The sequence below is a fragment of the Polaromonas sp. P1_E12 genome (genome assembly GCF_056405975.1).
In genome coordinates, this window is sequence record NZ_JBFUBB010000002.1 from 537,286 (window position 1) to 555,335 (window position 18,050).

Consider the following 18,050-nt stretch of genomic DNA (forward strand, 5'->3'; position numbering starts at 1 on the left):
TTATTGGGTGGCGCCCAGGGCCCGCGCGCGCTGGCGTGTGCTGGCCAATTCCGCGGTGTCTGCACCGGCTGCCGGCCAGCCTGAAAGATGCTGCTGCGCCAGCTCGGCAAGCCCCGCAATCCATTCATGGCTGTCGTTCAGGCAGGGGATGTAGCTGAACTCCTTGCCGCCCGCGTGCAGGAAAGCCTCGCGGGCTTCCATGTTGATTTCCTCCAGCGTTTCGAGGCAGTCGCCGGTAAAGCCGGGACAGATTACATCGACGCGCCCGACACCTGCCTTTGCCAGGGCCACCAGTGTGGGCTCGGTGTACGGCTCAAGCCATTTGGCCTTGCCAAAGCGCGACTGGAAGGTCACCTTGTACTGCGCAGGCTGCAGGTTCAGTTGGGTGGCCAGCAGCCGGGCGGTTTTATGGCATTCGCAGTGATACGGGTCGCCCAGCTTCAGGGTGCGTTCGGGTACGCCGTGAAAACTCATCACCAGTTGTTCGCCGCGGCCGGCGGTGCGCCAGTGTTCGCGCACGCGTGCCGCCAGCGCGCTGATATAGCCGGGATGATCGTGGTAGTGGTTGACAAAGCGGAACTCGGGGATGCGGCGTATGCGCGCCGCCCAGGTGTAGACCGCATCAAAGACGCTGGCGGTGGTGGTGCCGCTGTATTGCGGATAGGCCGGCAGGATGAGGATGCGCATGACGCCGTCGGCCTTGAGCTGGTCAAGCTGCGAGGCGATGGATGGATGGCCGTAACGCATGGCGTAACGCACCTCGACGGGCAGTCCGCGCACTGCCAGGTAACCGCGCAGCAAGACAGCCTGCTTTTGCGTCCACACCCGCAGCGGCGAGCCTTCCTTCATCCAGATGCTGGCGTACTTGGCCGCGGACTTTTTGGGCCGCACGCGCAGGATGATTCCGTGCAGGATCAGCCACCAGAGCGCTCTGGGGATCTCCACCACGCGCGGGTCGCTTAAAAACTCCGCGAGGTAGCGGCGCAATGCCGGTGCCGTCGCCTCATCGGGCGTACCCAGGTTGCAGAGCAGGACGGCCGTGCCGCAGGCCGTGGGCGTGGCCGGCGCTGCACCGTGCGTGAAGGGGGGCTCGGGGTTGAAAGGTGTGAGGATGCGCGAGCGAAAAGACATGGGTTATTCTCGCCTATCCCATTGACGCTGCCTATGCTTGACCTGTCCACCATAAAAGCCATCACACTTGACCTCGATGACACCCTGTGGCCCATCTGGCCTGCCATTGAAAGGGCCGAGAAAGCACTGGACGACTGGCTCAGCCAGCATGCACCGATGACCGCGGCGCTGTTCTCCAATCCGGCGGCGCGCCATGAGATCCGGGAGCACGTCACACGCTCGCGCCCGGAGCTCAAATACAACCTGAGCGCGATACGCCGGGAGGCGATACGGGTGGCGCTGTACCGCTCCGGCGAAGACCCGTTGCTGGCGGAAGCCGCGTTCAACGTCTTCTTTGAAGAGCGCAACCGGGTCACCTTGTTTGAAGACGCGGTGCTGGCGCTGGAATTCCTGTCCGGGCGTTACCCGCTGGTGGCGGTTTCCAACGGCAACGCGGACGTCGAACGAATCGGTATAGGCCGCTATTTCAGGGCGGCTATCAGTGCCCAGCAGTTCGGTGTGGGCAAGCCCGACCCGCGCATTTTTCATGCGGCAGCTGGGGCCGTGGAGGTGCAGCCCCAGGAAGTATTGCATGTGGGTGACGACGCCACGCTGGACGTGCTGGGCGCGCTTAATTGCGGCATGCAGACGGTGTGGGTGAATCGCTCCGACCAGATGTGGGCACACCCCGCGGTGCCGCACGAAACAGTGACCACGCTGACCGAGCTGTGCGATTTGTTCCCGCGCTGAACGGGTTGACTTTCAGGAGGCGCTTTCCATGACACTCAAAATCTACGGCACAGCTGCCTCACGCGCAGCGCGCCCCCTGTGGGCGGCGCAGGAAATGGGCCTGGCCTATGAGCACGTTGCGTTGCCGTATGTGGGTGGCGCCACGCGCACGCCGGAATTTCTCGCCATCAACCCGAACGGCCGCATCCCGGTAGTGGACGACGATGGGGTTCTGGTCTGGGAGTCCATGGCCTGCGTGCTTTACCTGGCCGAGCGATTCAAAAAAAACGATGCGCCAGGCCTTGCCGCACAGAACCCTGCGGAGCAGGCAGACATCCTGCGCTGGAGCTTCTGGGTGGTGACCGAGTGCGAAAAAGACGCCCTGGCGTTCCTGATGCATCGCATCATGATGCCGGCAGAGCGCCGCAAGCCCCAGTTGGCCGAGGACGCCGAGCGGCATCTGCTGGGCCCACTGCGGGTGCTTGAGCAGCATTTGCAGTCGCGCAGCTACCTGGCGGGTGAACGCTTTACGACGGCCGATATCTGCGTGGCTTCCGTGCTGGCGTGGATTCAGGGTGCTGCCGGTCTGATGGCGCAATGCCCGGCAGTGGACGAGTGGCTCAAGCGCTGTCTTGCGCGTCCGGCGTACCGTGCAGTGAGATTGATGGCGAAAAGTTCCTGAAACCCTTTGTGGCTTTGCGCAAACAGCTATTTAATTGATAGCAATACGGGTGACGTGGCCGCAATGACCGCGGAGCGCGGATGTGCCGGGGCAGATCAATGCAGGCGCTGCGCCGCTTCCAGCCCCGAGCGCACGGCGCCTTCCAGCGTGGCCGGATAAGGCCCGGCGATGTAGTCGCCACAGGCGTAAAGGCCAGGCGCCACATCAGTGGCCGGACGCAGCAAGCCTGGCGTACAGGCAAAAGTCGCGCGTTTTTCCACGATGGTTTGCACCACCTGCAAGGTGTCCAGGCCCAGTTGCTGGGCCGCCTGCGCCAGCACCTGCGCGGCAAGCGTCGCGCCATCGCCCGTGCTGGCGCTGATCACAAAAGCCAGCAGGCCGGTGGGTCCGCCCAGTTGCCCGCGGTCGAACACAAATTGCGCGGGTGCGGTCGCATCGGCGGGTAAGGACAGCATGGGCTGCTGAAGGCGCACGCCTGCCGCCCAGGCGTAGACCGTGGTCAGCGCTTCGTGTTGAAGGCCTTTCACCTGCGCCAGCCAGTCGCCGGGTTGCAGGCCGCTGTCTTCCGCAAGCCGCGCCGCTTCATGGGGCGGGCAGGCCAGCACCACGCAGTCGAAGGCTGCGCTGATGTCGGTGTTGACCACCCAGCTGGAACCGAGGGGCGCAATGGATTGCACGCGGGCGCCCAGCCGCACGGTGCTGCCCTGGGCCGCCAGCCAGCGCAGGGCGGCGTCGGGCAGCAGCGCGCTGAGGTCGGCGCGCGGCAGCAAGAGGTTGGAACCGCCGCTTTCCGAAAACAGCGAGTCGTGCATAACGCGCAGGAAAACCTGGCCGCTGGCCCGCTCTGCAGGGGTGTTCAGCGCCGAGACGCAGAGGGGCTCGATCAATGAGGCCATGGCACCGGGTGACAGGCTGCGGCACAGGTCGGCCACCGACACGCCGGGGTCGCACTTGAATTTCGCGAGCTGCCAGCCAACGGCGACCTTGAGCATCGAAAGTTTGTCGGCCCAGGACCAGCCGCGCGCCAGGAGGATGCCGGCCAGCGCATCGAGGGGGGCCGGCAGTTGCGGAAGCTTCAGGCCGCTGCCGTCCGGAAACCGCAGCGTCAGCGGCAGCCGCAGCAAGGAAGTTTCTGCGTCGACACCCAGGTCCTTCATCAGGCGCAGCGTTTCGGCATAAGCGCCAATCAGGATGTGCTGGCCGTTGTCGAGCACGACCGGCTTGCCTGCCACAGTGCCGCCAACGCGGCGCGCCCGCCCGCCGGCGATGCGGGTGGCCTCAAACAACGTGACCTGATAACCCAGGCGCGTGGCCTCGACAGCCGCAGTGCAGCCGGCCCAGCCGGCGCCGATCACGGCGACTCTCATGACGGGCACGCTTGCAGGCCGGGGGTTGCGCGAGTTCCATACCAGCCGGGGCCGCGGGACTGGCTTTGCCAGACCGCAGGCGCAGCGCCCCCGCGGGGGGCTGCGAACCACACGAAGTGGGGAGCGTGGGGGCTCATTGGATTTTGCCGAAGGCCTGGGTCTTCCACGCTAACCAGAATTTGCGCAGCGGTGTGAGGCTGACGCGCTGGTGCAGCACCTGGTAGCCGTCGGCGGCGATTTCGCGCAGCAGGGTGCGGTAGATGCTGGCCATCATGAGGCCGGGTTTCTGGGCGCGGCGGTCGGCTTCGGGCAGCATGGCCAGCGCTTCGTCGTAAAGTGCCAGCGCGCGGTCGGTCTGGAATTTCATCAGCGCGCTGAAGCGGTCGGAGTACTGGCGCTTGAGGACCTCATGCGCCTTCACGTCAAATTGCTGCAGCTCGTTGACGGGCAGGTAGATGCGGCCGCGCATCGCGTCTTCGCCGACGTCCCGGATGATATTGGTGAGCTGGAACGCCAGGCCGAGTTTGTGCGCGTAGGCGGTGGTGGCTTCGTCGGTCTGGCCGAAGATGCGCGCCGCCACTTCGCCCACGATGCCGGCCACCAGGTGGCAATACTGCCGCAGGCCGGGAAAATCCAGGTAGCGGTTCTGCTCCAGGTCCATCTGGCAGCCGTCGATGACAGCCTGCAGGTGGCGCGCTTCGATGCGGTAAGTTGGGGCGTGCGGCATCAGCGCTTTCATCACCGGATGCGTCGGGGTGCCGGCATAGGCGTTTAGCACTTCGCCTTGCCACCAGGCGAGCTTGGTGCGCGCTACACCGGGGTCGGTGATTTCGTCGACGACGTCGTCGATTTCGCGGCAAAAGGCGTAGAACGCGGTGATGGCGGCGCGCCGTTCCTTGGGTAAAAACAGGAAGGCGTAATAGAAACTGCTGCCGGATGCGGCGGCTTTTTGCTGGACATATTGCTCAGGCGTCATGCGGTAATTGTCACATGGGACTTGTTGGCCGATGGGTATCAGGATGCTTTGGGGGCAGTGCGTTCGGCGAAGTAAAGCTTCAGCGCAAACACCACGGCAATCAGGACGACCCAGACGATCAATACATCGCCGAATTGCCAGAAGAGCCAGAGCGGAGAGCCTAATTGACCCAGCAAGGGCAGCAGGAACGGCTGCAGCCGCGGTGTCCAGAAACCAGGCCTGGACATGCAGGCCGATACCAGGGGATCGAAGCTGCCCGGATTGCATCCGAGGGCCTGCAGTATTTCGCGCGATACATACGTGCTCAGGAAGGGCGTGCCGAAGGCGATGCAAAACGCAATCAACCCCAGCAGCAGAATCCAGAAGCTGGATTGCAGAAAACGGTGCAAGGCCCGCCGGAAGGAAATTGCTGCCGGGACAGGCGCACGCGAAGTGGTCACGGGCTTGCGGGGGTTCTGGGCGGCATGGCGGCTCCAGCCGATGGCAACCAGCCAGGCCAGGATGAGCCCCCAGAAACTGCGCAGCAGCATGAAGGGGTAGTCCAGCGGCGTCTCTGCAGACAAAAAGGGTGTGAGCCTTGAGGCCAACGCGTTCTGGAGGAAGGAACACGTTCCGGCTCGCGGGTCTGCATGGAATTGGCAATTGAGGGCGGCCAGGGCCTGCTCTGCAATGACGCCGCCGATCAGCGCGAAGCTGATGCAAAAGAGAAAGAGGCCCCACACCAGCGCGCGATAGAGGCCCGAGGGCGGCAGTTTTACCGGTGGCGTTGCCATGTGGCTTTCTGTGGGTTTGTTGATGGATCTGTCCGTCCCCGGTGAGATCCGGTTGTTTGCCTACATGAACAGCGCACGCCAGCCCATCACCAGCACATCCCGGGGGCCCAGCTTGGGGCGCCGCTGCAGGGTATTGAATCCCTGGGACTCGATCTTCTCAAGGATGCGCAAGCCGCCTTGCACCACCAGGCGCAACTCCCAGCCGCCGCGGCCCGGTATTCTTTTCGTGAGTGGCAAGCCTTTTAGCATCGTGGCCCTTGCAGAGCGTGCGCAAGCAGCTATCAAATTGATAGTAGAGGGGTTGACATCCAGCGCCAGCAGCTGCGCTTCGTCAACGCCGTGGCGGGCCCAGGCATCGGCCGGCAGGTAAATACGGCCGCGCGGAATGTCCACGCTGAGGTCTTGCCAGAAGTTGATGAGCTGCAGGGCGGTGCAAATGCAGTCGCTCATGTGCAGCGAGGCGGCGTCATGGATGCCGTACAGGTGCAGCAGCAGCCGGCCCACGGGATTGGCCGAGCGGTTGCAGTAATGGGCCAGTTCGGCCTCATCGGCATAACGCTGCTTGACGACGTCCTGCTCAAAAGCGCTGAGTAAGTCAGCCAGCAGGTTTACCGGCAGCTGGAATTCCGCCATCATGGGCGCCAGCTGTGCAAACACCGGCGCCCAGCGAGACGAGGGCGCCAGGCCTGTGGAGGCGGCCACCAGGTCGGCGCGGTAGGCCGCCAGGTCATCCAGGCGTGCTTGCGGCGGGGCATCGCCTTCATCGGCCATGTCATCCGCCGTGCGGGCAAACCAGTAAATCGCCGCGATGGGCGGGCGCAGGCGCGGTGGGCACAGCAGCGAAGCCACCGGGAAGTTTTCATAGTGCGCCACACCCTGCAGAGACGGCGTCAGGGTGGCTGGCGATTGGGAGCCTTGGGTCATGCGGGCGATTGTCGCTTGACAAGCCCTGGCAATTACCCTAGATTACTAACCGGTCAGTCAGTAGCAGCTTCCTGACTCTTTTCCAGGCTCATTTTTTACCCTGCCATCCAAGCGGGTTTCATCCCGATCAGATCATGAACAAAACCGTTTTCTCCCTGGTGGGCGCCGCCGTCCTGCTGGCAGCCTGTTCCAAACCCGCCCCGCCAGAAGAGCCGGTTCGCGCCGTCAAGGTGGTCACTGTCGGGACCAACGCCTTTTCATCGAGCCACGAATATGCCGGCGAGGTCCGCGCCCAGGTGGAATCGAGGCTCGGCTTTCGGGTTGCGGGGAAGATCATCAAGCGGCAGGCTGAACTGGGCCAGCGCGTCAAGGCCGGGCAAGTGCTTGCCAACCTCGATCCCCAGGATTACAAGCTCGCGGCCGATGCAGCCCGTGCGCAGGTGGCAGCTGCGGCCACCAACCGCGACCTTGCTGCTGCCGATTTCAAGCGCTACAGGGAGCTGAAAGAGCAGAACTTCATCAGCGGTGCCGAGCTTGAGCGCCGTGAAACCACGCTGAAGGCGGCCCAGGCGCAACTGGAGCAAGCCCAGTCCCAGCTGGCAGTGCAGGGCAACCAGGCAAACTACGCGGCGCTGGTCGCCGACGTGTCAGGTGTCGTCACCGCCATCGAGGCCGAGCCGGGCCAGGTCGTGACGGCCGGCGCGCCGGTGGTGCGGATTGCAGCGGATGGTGTGCGTGATGTGGTGTTCTCTGTGCCCGAAGACAAGGTGGCGGCGATCAAGGTCGGCTCGCCGGTCAGTATCCGCGTGTGGTCCCAGACCGCCGAATTGACCGGAAAAGTGCGCGAAGTGGCGGCCAGCAACGACCCCGTCACGCGGACCTACACCGTCAAGGTTTCTGTTGACGCGAAAGAACCGCCGCCGCTGGGCGCCACGGTGTATGTGGTGCCGCAGGCCGGCAGCGTGGTCGGCGCGCCGGTCATCAAGCTGCCGACAACGGCGCTGCGCCAGGAAGGCAAGGCCACGGCGGTATGGGTGGTTGACAAGGCCACCATGACCGTCAAGCCGCAACTCATTCAGGTTGCCACGGCAGACGGCAACGACGTGGTGGTGGCTTCCGGGCTGCAGCCCGGGATGATGGTGGTCAGCGCCGGCGTGCATGTGCTCTCACCGGGCCAGAAAGTCAGTATTTACCAGCCGAGTGTGGCTGTAGCCGGTGCCAGTCCTGCGCAAACAGCTATTAATTCCGTAGCAACACCTGTGGTGCCCGCGGCCCCTGTCACGGTGCCGGCTGCCGTTTCCGCAGCTTCTGCTGCGAAGTGAGGGCGGCATGACGCAACCCCACCCAGACAGCAGCAGCGCTGCCGGCGAACTGGCTTCGCCCTCGACCCGGTTCAACCTTTCCAAATGGGCGCTGGACCATCCGGCGCTCACCCGTTACCTCCTGCTGGTGCTGATGATTCTGGGCTTTGCCGCCTACTTTCAGCTCGGACAGGACGAAGACCCACCGTTTACCTTTCGCGCCATGGTGGTGCGCACCTACTGGCCGGGGGCCACGGCGCAGCAGGTGGCCGAGCAGGTGACCGACAAGCTGGAGCGCACGCTGCAGGAAGCGCCCTTCGCCGACAAGATACGCAGCTACTCCAAGCCGGGCGAGTCGCAGATCATTTTCCAGATCAAGGATTCGTCCAAGCCCGCGGACGTGCCCAACGTCTGGTATTCGGTACGCAAGAAGGTCGCAGACATGCGCGGCACCCTGCCCGGCGGTATCCAGGGGCCGTTCTTCAACGACGATTTCGGCGACGTTTATGGCGTGATCTACGCGCTGGAGGCCGACGGTTTTAATTACGCCGAACTCAAGACCTTTGCCGACGATGTGCGCCAGCAACTGCTGCGCGTACCCGACGTGAGCAAGGTTGAACTTTTCGGCGTGCAAGATGAAAAAGTTTTCATCGAAATCTCGCAAAAGCGCCTGGCGCAACTGGGGCTGGACCTGAACCAAGTGCTGGCGCAGCTGGGCCAGCAAAACGCGATTGAGTCGGCCGGGGCGGTTCAGACGCCGCTGGATGTCGTGCAGGTGCGCGTGGCGGGCCAGTTCGAAGTGATTGAGCAGCTGCGGGTGATGCCGATCCGGGGCAGTTCGGGCAACCAGCTACAACTGGGTGACATTGCCGAGATCAAGCGCGGCTATGTGGATCCGCCTTCCGTGAAGGTGCACCACCAGGGCAAGGAAGTGATTGCATTGGGCGTGTCCATGGGTAAGGGCGGGGACATCATCGCTTTGGGCAAGTCGCTCACCGCGCTCTCAGCCCGCATCGAGAAAACCCTGCCCGCCGGTATCAAACTGGTGAACGTGCAGAACCAGCCCAAGGCGGTGGCGACCTCGGTGAATGAATTTGTGCGCGTGCTGATCGAGGCCGTGGTGATCGTGCTGGCGGTCAGTTTCATCGCCCTGGGCTTTCACAAGCGGCCACACAACGGCCCCGGCCAGTTGCCGTTGTGGAAGCGCTATTACATCGACATGCGGCCCGGCCTGGTGGTGGGCATCACCATTCCCCTGGTGCTGAGCCTGACCTTTCTGGCCATGTGGTACTACGGTATCGGGCTGCACAAGATTTCGCTGGGCTCGCTGATCATCGCGCTGGGCCTGCTGGTGGACGATGCCATCATCGCTGTCGAAATGATGGTGCGCAAGATGGAGGAGGGGTACGACAAGGTGCGCGCCGCCACCTTCGCCTATGAGATCACCGCCATGCCCATGCTGACGGGTACCTTGATTACCGCCGCGGGCTTTTTGCCTATCGGCCTGGCCAAGTCCACCACCGGTGAATACACCTTCGCGATTTTTGCGGTGACCGTGATCGCGCTGGTGCTCAGCTGGATCGTTTCCGTGTATTTCGTGCCTTACCTGGGCACGCTGCTGCTCAAGGTGCCGCCGCATGTGCAGGAAGTGGCCGCGGGCCAGGACAGCCCGCACGAAATGTTCGACAGCCCGTTCTACAGCAATTTCCGCAAAACGGTGAACTGGTGCGTGCAGCACCGCTGGATCACGATCGGATCCACCGTGCTGATCTTCGCGTTGGGCATCGTGGGGATGGGCAAGGTGCAGCAGCAGTTCTTCCCCGACTCCAGCCGCCCTGAAATCATGGTCGACATCTGGTTCCCGGAAGGGACTTCCTTCGCCGCCAACGAGGCTACGGCCAAACGGGTTGAGGCGCGCCTGATGAAGGAAGAGGGCGTGAGCACGGTGAGCACCTGGATAGGCTCGGGCGTGCCGCGCTTTTATTTGCCGCTGGACCAGGTCTTTCCGCAGACCAACGTGTCGCAGATGATTGTGGTGCCTCAGGATTTGAAGGTGCGCGAATCATTGCGCATCAAGCTGCCGGCGCTGCTGGCCACCGAATTTCCCGAGGTGCGGGGCCGCGTCAAGCTGCTGCCCAACGGCCCGCCGGTGCCTTACCCGGTTCAGTTCCGTGTCGTGGGCATTGACCCGCTGGTGCTGCGCGAGCGCGCCGATGAAGTCAAGGCGGTGATGCGCGAAAGCGGCAACACGCGCGGCGTCAACGACAACTGGAATGAATCGGTGAAAGTGCTGCGGCTGGAAGTGGATCAGGCCAAGGCGCGCACGCTGGGCGTGACCAGCCAGTCGATTGCACAGGCTTCGCGCACCATCCTGGCAGGCACGCAGGTGGGCCAATTCCGTGAGGGCGACAAGCTGATTGACATCGTGCTGCGCCAGCCGCTGGACGAGCGCAACGCCATCACCGACATCGGCAACGCCTATCTGCCCACGGCGTCGGGCAAAGCGATTCCGCTGACGCAGATTGCCAAGCCGGTATTTACCTGGGAGCCGGGTGTGATGTGGCGCGAGAACCGCGACTACGCCATCACGGTGCAGAGCGACATCGTTGAAGGTCTGCAAGGCGCCACGGTGACGCAGGAGTTGATGCCCAAGCTCAAGGCGCTGGAAGCCAAATGGCAGGGCAATGGCATGACGGGCTACCGCATCCAGGTGGCTGGCGCGGTGGAAGAAAGCAGCAAGGGTTCGGTTTCCATTGTTGCTGGATTGCCGGTGGCGCTGTTTATCATCCTCACGCTGTTGATGCTGCAACTGCACAGTTTCAGCCGTTCGATCCTCGCCTTTCTGACGGGCTTCATGGGCATCGCAGGCGTGGCCGGAGCACTGCTACTGCTGAACCGGCCGTTTGGTTTCGTCGCGCTGCTGGGCGTGATTGCACTGTTCGGCATGATCATCCGCAACTCCGTCATCCTGATCGACCAGATCGAGCAGGACCGTGCCCGAGGCGTGCCCACCTGGGACGCCATCGTCGAATCCGCCGTGCGCCGGTTGAGGCCTATCGTGCTGACGGCTGCCGCCGCGGTGCTGGCGATGATCCCGCTGTCGCGCAGCGTGTTCTGGGGGCCTATGGCGGTCGCCATTATGGGCGGCCTGGTGGTGGCGACGGTGCTGACCTTGCTGGCTCTGCCTGCCATGTATGCAGCGTGGTTCCGTGTCAAACGGGAAGACGGGCAGGACATCAAGCCACAAGACAGCGCCAAGCCACTGCCGGCGTGATTCTCTCTGGCCGCCGGTTGCGGACGGAAAACCGGGCCCGATAACGGCTAAAATAGAGAGTTGACCGATTTCAAGCGGGGATTCGGAGGTTTTTCGGATTCCCGTTTTTGTTTCCGGCGCGCGGGTGGCGAAATTGGTAGACGCACCAGGTTTAGGTCCTGACGCCAGCAATGGTGTGGGGGTTCGAGTCCCCCCCCGCGCACCACCCTGAGACCTGTGGGCACCTGTTGCCCCGTGCGCTCAGCCGTTGCGGAAATCCCGCAACATGCCAGGTGAAAACCTGTTTTGACTATTTTTGATCTTAGGAACCATCATGGCCGTGACTGTTGAAACCCTTGAAAAGCTCGAGCGCAAAATGACGCTCACGCTGCCCGTCAACACCATCCAGTCGGAAGTTGACACCCGTCTGAAGAAGCTGGCCCGCACGGTCAAGATGGACGGTTTCCGTCCGGGCAAAGTCCCCATGAACGTGGTGGCCCAGCGTTATGGCTATTCGGTGCATTACGAAGTCATGAACGACAAGGTCGGCGAGGCTTTTGCCGTGGCCGCCAACGAAGCCAAGCTGCGCGTTGCCGGCCAGCCGCGCATCAGCGAAAAAGAAGGTGCGCCTGAGGGCGAACTGGTGTTTGACGCGGTGTTTGAGGTTTACCCTGAAGTCAAGATCGCCGACCTGTCGGGCGCCGAAGTCGAAAAGGTCAGCGCTGAAGTCAGCGACGCCGCCATCGACAAGACGCTGGATATCCTGCGCAAGCAGCGCCGTACCTTTGCCCAGCGCGCAGCCGATGCGCCGGCGCAAGACGGTGACCGCGCCACCATCGACTTCGAAGGCAAGATCGACGGCGAGCCTTTCGCAGGCGGCAAGGCCGAGGACTACCAGTTCCTGATCGGCGACGGGCAGATGCTCAAGGAATTCGAAGACGCCGTGCGCGGCATGAAAAGCGGCGAAAGCAAGACTTTCCCCCTGAACTTCCCCGCCGACTACCACGGTAAAGATGTGGCCGGAAAACAGGCCGATTTCCTCGTGACGGTCAAAAAGATCGAAGCAGCTCACCTGCCCGAAGTCAATGAAGCACTGGCCAAGTCCCTGGGCATCGCTGACTCCACGGTCGAAGGCTTGCGCGCCGACATCAAGAAAAACCTCGAGCGCGAAGTCAAGTTCCGCCTGTTGGCCCGTAACAAGAACGCAGTGATGGACGCGCTGGTGGCCAACGCCGAACTCGACCTGCCCAAGTCCAGCGTCCAGGCCGAACTGGACCGCATGATCGAAGGCGCCCGCGCCGACTTGAAGCAGCGCGGCATCAAGGACGCCGACAAGGCGCCGATTCCCGAAGAAATCTTCCGTCCCCAAGCCGAAAAGCGCGTGCGCCTGGGCCTGGTGGTGGCCGAGTTGGTGCGCAGCAATGACCTGCAGGCCAAGCCTGAGCAGCTCAAGGCGCACATCGAAGAGCTGGCCGCCAGCTACGAGAAGCCGCAAGACGTGGTGCGCTGGTACCTGAGCGACAACCGCCGCATGGCCGAAGTCGAGGCTGTTGTGATTGAAAACAACGTGACCGACTTCGTGCTGGGCAAGGCCAAAGTCAGCGAAAAAACCATCTCCTTCGACGAGCTGATGGGCCAGAACTGATTCTTCAGCGCTATTGCTGACATTGGGGCTTGTGCTTTGCGGCACAGGCCCCAATTTCTTTGAGCTACGGCACAACGGCTCGCGAGTCTGTTGTCAGCCATCGCCGAAACTCCCTGGGGGAGTTTTTGGGTACAGTACAAACATCTCTGGAGAAAACATGATGGTCCGAAACAGTATTTACGGCGGCAGCTATACCGGCCCGCAAGCAGGCGCTCAGGGTGCGCAAGGCCTGGGCATGGTGCCCATGGTCATCGAGCAGTCCGGCCGCGGCGAGCGCTCTTACGACATTTACTCGCGCCTGCTCAAGGAGCGCGTGATTTTCCTGGTGGGTCCGGTGAATGACCAGACGGCCAACCTGGTGGTGGCCCAGCTCCTCTTCCTGGAAAGCGAAAACCCGGACAAGGACATTTCCTTCTACATCAACTCCCCCGGCGGTTCCGTGACGGCCGGCATGGCGATTTACGACACCATGCAATTCATCAAGCCCGACGTTTCCACCCTGTGCGTGGGCATGGCGGCCAGCATGGGTGCTTTCCTGCTGTCGGCCGGCACCAAAGGCAAGCGCTTTTCGCTGCCCAACTCGCGCGTCATGATTCACCAACCATCCGGTGGTGCGCAAGGCCAGGCGTCGGACATTGAAATCCATGCCCGAGACATTCTCAAGACGCGGGATCAGCTCAATCGCATCCTGGCGGCCAATACCGGCCAGCCTATCGAAAAGATCGAGCGCGACACCGAACGTGACTATTTCATGTTTGCGGAAGACGCCAAAGAGTACGGGCTGGTCGACCAGGTCATTTCCAAGCGGCCCTGAGCGTCGAAAGTTCTTCAGTTGCACCGCAACAACGGCGTTTTCTGTAACAGAAACGCCGTTTTTTTATTGGTTATCATTAGGTAACAGTTCCCCCTTCAGGCTCCTTAAAGGCATCCCCCCAATGGCCGAGAAAAAAGGCTCCTCCAGCGAAAAGACTTTGCACTGCTCCTTCTGCGGTAAAAGTCAGCACGAAGTCAAAAAACTGATCGCTGGCCCTTCGGTTTTTATCTGTGACGAGTGCATCGATCTTTGCAACGAGATCATTCGCGACGAACTTCCCGCTGGTGACGACGTTCGCGAGACGCGCACCGACCTGCCCACGCCCTCAGAGATCAAGGGAACACTGGACGGCTATGTTATTGGCCAGGAACCGGCCAAGCGCACCCTTGCAGTGGCGGTGTACAACCATTACAAACGCCTGCGCCATAAGGAAAAAGCCAAAAAAGACGATGTGGAGCTGACCAAAAGCAATATTTTGCTGATCGGCCCCACCGGTTCCGGCAAGACCCTGCTGGCCCAAACGCTCGCGCGTACGCTCAACGTTCCCTTTGTGATGGCCGACGCTACTACGCTGACCGAAGCCGGTTATGTCGGTGAGGACGTCGAAAACATCATCCAAAAGCTGCTGCAGAGCTGCAATTACGAAGTTGAACGTGCCCAGCAGGGAATCGTCTACATTGACGAAATTGACAAGATTTCGCGCAAGTCCGATAACCCGTCCATCACGCGTGACGTGTCAGGCGAGGGTGTGCAGCAGGCGCTGCTCAAGCTGATTGAAGGAACGATGGCGTCGGTGCCGCCACAGGGCGGCCGCAAGCACCCCAACCAGGACTTCTTGCAGGTGGACACCACGAATATCCTGTTTATCTGCGGCGGTGCATTCTCAGGTCTGGAAAAGGTCATCGAGAACCGGACCGAAGCTTCCGGGATCGGTTTTGGCGCCGCCGTCAAGAGCAAGAAGGCCCGCAGCCTGACCGAAGCCTTCAAGGATGTCGAGCCTGAAGACCTGATCAAGTTCGGGCTGATTCCTGAGCTGGTCGGCCGGATGCCGGTCGTGGCGACGCTGGCCGAGCTCACAGAAGACGCACTCGTGCAAATCCTGACAGAACCCAAAAATGCCGTGGTCAAACAATTCAGCAAGTTGCTGGCCATGGAAGGGGTTGATCTGGAAATCCGGCCCTCCGCACTCAAAGCCATTGCCCGCAGGGCGCTGGCCCGTAAAACCGGTGCGCGCGGCTTGCGTTCCATCCTGGAGCAGTCGCTGATCGACACCATGTTCGACCTGCCGAATGCCAGCAATGTGGATAAAGTGGTGGTGGACGAGTCCACAATCGAAGAAAACAAAGCTCCCTTGCTTGTGTACCGTGAAGCGGCCAAGAAAGCCTGAACACCCCAAAAGGCTGGCCGGAATGCTTGAAAAGCGCCTCCTGCGCCCCATGTCTGGGTTGATTGTGTTTCGCCGGGCCATGCAACTGGCTGCCACGGCCAACGTTTAAGGTTTATATGTCCGGACAAACTTCATTGCCTTCCACCCCCATTGACCTTCCTCTCCTGCCTCTGCGGGATGTGGTGGTCTTTCCGCACATGGTGATCCCGCTGTTCGTGGGTCGCCCCAAGAGCATCAAGGCGCTGGAGTCGGCCATGGAAGCCGAGCGCCGCATCATGCTGGTGGCACAAAAAGCCGCTGCCAAGGATGAGCCTTCGGTGGAAGATATGTTCCAGGTGGGCTGTGTTGCCACGATCCTGCAACTGCTCAAATTGCCTGACGGTACCGTCAAGGTTTTGGTGGAAGGACAGCAGCGCGCCAGCGTGAACAAGATCGAAGAGGGCGAGCAGCATTTCACGGCCAATGTCACACCTGTTGAGCCGGTGGTGGTGATCGCCGGTGACAAGACCAGTGAGATTGAAGCTCTGCGCCGTGCCGTGATGCAGCAGTTTGACCACTACGTCAAACTGAACAAGAAAATTCCGCCCGAGATACTGACCTCGATTTCCAGCATCGACGATGCGGGACGCCTGGCCGACACGATCGCCGCGCACCTTCCCCTCAAGCTGGATGCGAAGCAGGTGATCCTGGATCTTGACAAGGTCAAGGCCCGGCTAGAGAACCTGTACGAACAGCTTGAGCGTGAGGTCGACATCCTCAACGTCGACAAAAAAATCCGTGGGCGTGTGAAGCGTCAGATGGAAAAGAACCAGCGCGATTTCTACCTCAACGAGCAGGTCAAGGCCATCCAGAAGGAACTAGGCGAAGGCGAAGAGGGGGCGGACATCGAAGAGATCGAGAAAAAGATCAAGACCGCCAAGATGCCGCAGGAAGCCCGTAAAAAGGCCGAGAGCGAGCTCAAAAAACTCAAGCTCATGTCGCCCATGTCCGCCGAGGCGACCGTGGTGCGCACCTATATCGATGTGTTGACCGGCCTGCCGTGGAGCAAAAAGACCAAGATCAAGCACGACCTGGGCAACGCCGAGAACGTTCTTAACGAAGACCACTACGGTCTTGAAAAAGTCAAAGACCGTATTGTTGAGTATCTTGCGGTGCAGCAGCGCGTGGACAAGCTCAAGGCTCCGATCCTGTGTCTGGTTGGGCCTCCGGGGGTTGGTAAAACCTCCCTGGGCCAGTCGATCGCCAAAGCTACGGGCCGCAAGTACGTGCGTATGGCTTTGGGCGGCATGCGCGATGAGGCTGAAATTCGCGGCCATCGCCGCACCTATATCGGCGCCTTGCCGGGCAAGGTTCTGCAGAGCCTGACCAAGGCCGGCACGCGCAATCCGCTGTTCCTGCTGGATGAGATTGACAAGCTGGGCACCGACTTCCGTGGTGACCCCTCCAGCGCGCTGCTGGAGGTGCTCGACCCTGAGCAGAATCACACCTTCGGTGACCACTATGTCGAGGTGGACTTCGACCTGAGCGATGTGATGTTCGTGGCAACCTCGAACTCGATGAATATTCCGCCGGCCTTGCTGGACCGCATGGAGGTTATTCGCCTGTCCGGTTACACCGAAGACGAAAAGACCAGCATCGCGATGCGCTATCTGTTGCCCAAGCAGGTCAAGAACAACGGCGTGAAGGAAGAAGAGCTTGAAGTGCAGGAGCAGGCCGTGCGCGACATCGTGCGTTACTACACACGTGAAGCCGGCGTGCGCTCGCTTGAACGCGAACTCTCCAAGATCTGCCGCAAGGTGGTCAAGGGAATCCAGCTCAAGAAGATGACACCCAAGGTCGTCGTGACACCCGATAACCTCAACGATTTTCTGGGGGTGCGCAAGTTCAACTATGGCCGTGCCGAACAACAAAACCAGGTCGGCCAGGTGGTGGGGCTGGCCTGGACGGAAGTCGGCGGCGACTTGCTGACGATTGAGGCTGCCATGATGCCCGGCAAGGGCGTGATCACACGTACGGGATCGCTGGGCGATGTCATGAAGGAATCCGTCGAAGCCGCACGCACGGTGGTGCGCAGCCGCTCCAAGGTTCTCGGCATCAAGGACGAGATGTTCGAAAAGCGCGATATCCATATCCACGTACCGGACGGTGCGACGCCCAAGGACGGTCCAAGCGCGGGCGCCGCGATGACCACTGCTTTTGTTTCCGCGATGACGGGTATCCCTGTGCGTGGTGATGTGGCCATGACGGGTGAGATCACCCTGCGCGGCGAGGTCACGGCCATCGGCGGGCTCAAGGAAAAGCTGCTCGCCGCCTTGAGGGGTGGCATCAAGACCGTGCTGATCCCCGAGGAAAATGCCAAGGACCTGCAGGAGATTCCAGACAACGTCAAGAGCGGCCTGGAGATCGTGCCGGTGAAATGGATCGACCAGGTGTTGCAGGTTGCGCTCGAGCGCCAGCCTGTTCCGCTGACCGACGAGGAAGCCGCTGTTGTTGCGCCGGCTGCTGTGGTTCCGCCTGCGGAAGCAGCCGGTACGGTGAAGCATTAATGAGGCCTTTCGCAAAGTTTTTTGCGGCTTTTGGAAAAGCTCAAAAAACTACGCTATAATTTGAGGCTGTAATCGCGGGAGTAGCTCAGTTGGTAGAGCGCAACCTTGCCAAGGTTGAGGTCGAGAGTTCGAGACTCTTCTCCCGCTCCAATTCAAAGGGCAGCACTTTAAAAATGCTGTCCTTTTTCATTGGGGGTTTCGTTGGATTATTGGGTAAAGCCGTCGGGCTTTATCAAGCAGACAGAATACGGCGCGGTAACAAAGCGGTTATGTACCGGATTGCAAATCCGAGTAGGTCGGTTCGACTCCGGCCCGCGCCTCCATCACAGCTCCCTGCAACCAGCCCCAGTTAAGGGGCTTTTTTGTTTGACAATACGCTGCCGGCCGTTTGAAAACGGCGTTTGAGCCTGAGTGGTGAAATAGGTAGACACAGCGGACTTAAAATCCGCCGCTTCGTGAATAACGGGCGTACCGGTTCGATTCCGGTCTCAGGCACCACGATTGGGCGGCTCACCCACGCGCCGGGCGCGCTTTCGAAAACTG

13 protein-coding genes and 4 tRNA genes are annotated in these 18,050 nt (G+C 61.3%); 12 read left to right on the forward strand and 5 right to left on the reverse strand.

What is annotated here, in order from left to right:
• Positions 1-1,131 carry a ferrochelatase gene (gene hemH, locus AC1D13_RS08375; protein WP_457280288.1) on the reverse strand — a complete coding sequence of 377 codons (1,131 nt, stop codon included), beginning with the start codon at positions 1,129-1,131 and terminating at the stop codon, positions 1-3.
• Positions 1,132-1,164: 33 nt separating this feature from the next.
• Between hemH and AC1D13_RS08380 the strand changes: the two genes are divergently transcribed.
• Positions 1,165-1,860: an HAD family hydrolase gene (locus tag AC1D13_RS08380; RefSeq protein ID WP_457280289.1), complete on the forward strand. Its 696-nt coding sequence runs from the start codon at positions 1,165-1,167 to the stop codon at positions 1,858-1,860.
• 28 nt (positions 1,861-1,888) lie between these two features.
• Positions 1,889-2,521 carry a glutathione S-transferase family protein gene (locus tag AC1D13_RS08385; protein ID WP_477689347.1) on the forward strand — a complete coding sequence of 211 codons (633 nt, stop codon included), beginning with the start codon at positions 1,889-1,891 and terminating at the stop codon, positions 2,519-2,521.
• A gap of 95 nt (positions 2,522-2,616) precedes the next feature.
• On the opposite strand, the gene hpnE is transcribed toward AC1D13_RS08385, so the two are convergent.
• The 4 genes from hpnE to hpnC all read right to left on the reverse strand — a co-directional run bounded on the left by hpnE (position 2,617) and on the right by hpnC (position 6,561).
• Positions 2,617-3,888 carry a hydroxysqualene dehydroxylase HpnE gene (gene hpnE, locus AC1D13_RS08390; RefSeq protein ID WP_477689348.1) on the reverse strand — a complete coding sequence of 424 codons (1,272 nt, stop codon included), beginning with the start codon at positions 3,886-3,888 and terminating at the stop codon, positions 2,617-2,619.
• 133 nt (positions 3,889-4,021) lie between these two features.
• Positions 4,022-4,864, reverse strand: coding sequence for a presqualene diphosphate synthase HpnD (hpnD, locus tag AC1D13_RS08395; protein ID WP_477665732.1), 843 nt, complete (start codon positions 4,862-4,864; stop codon positions 4,022-4,024).
• A 38-nt stretch (positions 4,865-4,902) separates the two neighbouring features.
• Positions 4,903-5,637: a hypothetical protein gene (locus AC1D13_RS08400; RefSeq protein WP_477689349.1), complete on the reverse strand. Its 735-nt coding sequence runs from the start codon at positions 5,635-5,637 to the stop codon at positions 4,903-4,905.
• A gap of 60 nt (positions 5,638-5,697) precedes the next feature.
• On the reverse strand, positions 5,698-6,561 hold the full coding sequence (gene hpnC, locus AC1D13_RS08405; protein ID WP_477689350.1) for a squalene synthase HpnC: 864 nt from the start codon (positions 6,559-6,561) through the stop codon (positions 5,698-5,700).
• 134 nt (positions 6,562-6,695) lie between these two features.
• Here hpnC and AC1D13_RS08410 point away from each other — a divergent pair, with 134 nt between their 5' ends.
• The 10 genes from AC1D13_RS08410 to AC1D13_RS08455 all read left to right on the forward strand — a co-directional run bounded on the left by AC1D13_RS08410 (position 6,696) and on the right by AC1D13_RS08455 (position 18,005).
• Entirely contained in the window at positions 6,696-7,883 is a 1,188-nt protein-coding gene (locus tag AC1D13_RS08410; RefSeq protein ID WP_477689351.1) for an efflux RND transporter periplasmic adaptor subunit, read from the forward strand.
• A gap of 7 nt (positions 7,884-7,890) precedes the next feature.
• Entirely contained in the window at positions 7,891-11,136 is a 3,246-nt protein-coding gene (locus AC1D13_RS08415) for an efflux RND transporter permease subunit (RefSeq protein WP_457280296.1), read from the forward strand.
• A 118-nt stretch (positions 11,137-11,254) separates the two neighbouring features.
• Positions 11,255-11,341, forward strand: a tRNA-Leu gene (locus AC1D13_RS08420).
• Positions 11,342-11,449: 108 nt separating this feature from the next.
• The gene (gene tig / locus AC1D13_RS08425) at positions 11,450-12,760 is read left to right on the forward strand and encodes a trigger factor (protein ID WP_457280297.1); all 1,311 of its coding nucleotides are present in this window, start codon (positions 11,450-11,452) and stop codon (positions 12,758-12,760) included.
• 157 nt (positions 12,761-12,917) lie between these two features.
• A complete protein-coding gene (clpP, locus tag AC1D13_RS08430) occupies positions 12,918-13,574 on the forward strand; it encodes an ATP-dependent Clp endopeptidase proteolytic subunit ClpP (protein ID WP_477689352.1) in 657 nt (218 codons plus the stop codon).
• Between the two features lie 121 nt (positions 13,575-13,695).
• Positions 13,696-14,961, forward strand: coding sequence for an ATP-dependent Clp protease ATP-binding subunit ClpX (gene clpX, locus AC1D13_RS08435; protein WP_457280299.1), 1,266 nt, complete (start codon positions 13,696-13,698; stop codon positions 14,959-14,961).
• 116 nt (positions 14,962-15,077) lie between these two features.
• Positions 15,078-17,507: an endopeptidase La gene (lon, locus tag AC1D13_RS08440; RefSeq protein ID WP_477689353.1), complete on the forward strand. Its 2,430-nt coding sequence runs from the start codon at positions 15,078-15,080 to the stop codon at positions 17,505-17,507.
• 74 nt (positions 17,508-17,581) lie between these two features.
• Positions 17,582-17,657, forward strand: a tRNA-Gly gene (locus tag AC1D13_RS08445).
• 99 nt (positions 17,658-17,756) lie between these two features.
• Positions 17,757-17,830: transfer RNA gene (locus AC1D13_RS08450), tRNA-Cys, on the forward strand.
• A gap of 82 nt (positions 17,831-17,912) precedes the next feature.
• Positions 17,913-18,005, forward strand: a tRNA-Leu gene (locus tag AC1D13_RS08455).
• The last annotated feature ends 45 nt before the right edge of the window (positions 18,006-18,050 follow it).

Coding starts and splice junctions, on each gene's coding strand:
- clpX (WP_457280299.1), top strand. CDS start 13,696: ATGGCCGAGAAAAAAGGCTCCTCCAGCGAAAAGACTTTGCACTGCTCC.
- hpnC (WP_477689350.1), bottom strand. CDS start 6,561: ATGACCCAAGGCTCCCAATCGCCAGCCACCCTGACGCCGTCTCTGCAG.
- AC1D13_RS08385 (WP_477689347.1), top strand. CDS start 1,889: ATGACACTCAAAATCTACGGCACAGCTGCCTCACGCGCAGCGCGCCCC.
- AC1D13_RS08400 (WP_477689349.1), bottom strand. CDS start 5,637: ATGGCAACGCCACCGGTAAAACTGCCGCCCTCGGGCCTCTATCGCGCG.
- AC1D13_RS08380 (WP_457280289.1), top strand. CDS start 1,165: ATGCTTGACCTGTCCACCATAAAAGCCATCACACTTGACCTCGATGAC.
- tig (WP_457280297.1), top strand. CDS start 11,450: ATGGCCGTGACTGTTGAAACCCTTGAAAAGCTCGAGCGCAAAATGACG.
- hemH (WP_457280288.1), bottom strand. CDS start 1,131: ATGTCTTTTCGCTCGCGCATCCTCACACCTTTCAACCCCGAGCCCCCC.
- clpP (WP_477689352.1), top strand. CDS start 12,918: ATGATGGTCCGAAACAGTATTTACGGCGGCAGCTATACCGGCCCGCAA.
- hpnE (WP_477689348.1), bottom strand. CDS start 3,888: ATGAGAGTCGCCGTGATCGGCGCCGGCTGGGCCGGCTGCACTGCGGCT.
- lon (WP_477689353.1), top strand. CDS start 15,078: ATGTCCGGACAAACTTCATTGCCTTCCACCCCCATTGACCTTCCTCTC.
- hpnD (WP_477665732.1), bottom strand. CDS start 4,864: ATGACGCCTGAGCAATATGTCCAGCAAAAAGCCGCCGCATCCGGCAGC.
- AC1D13_RS08410 (WP_477689351.1), top strand. CDS start 6,696: ATGAACAAAACCGTTTTCTCCCTGGTGGGCGCCGCCGTCCTGCTGGCA.
- AC1D13_RS08415 (WP_457280296.1), top strand. CDS start 7,891: ATGACGCAACCCCACCCAGACAGCAGCAGCGCTGCCGGCGAACTGGCT.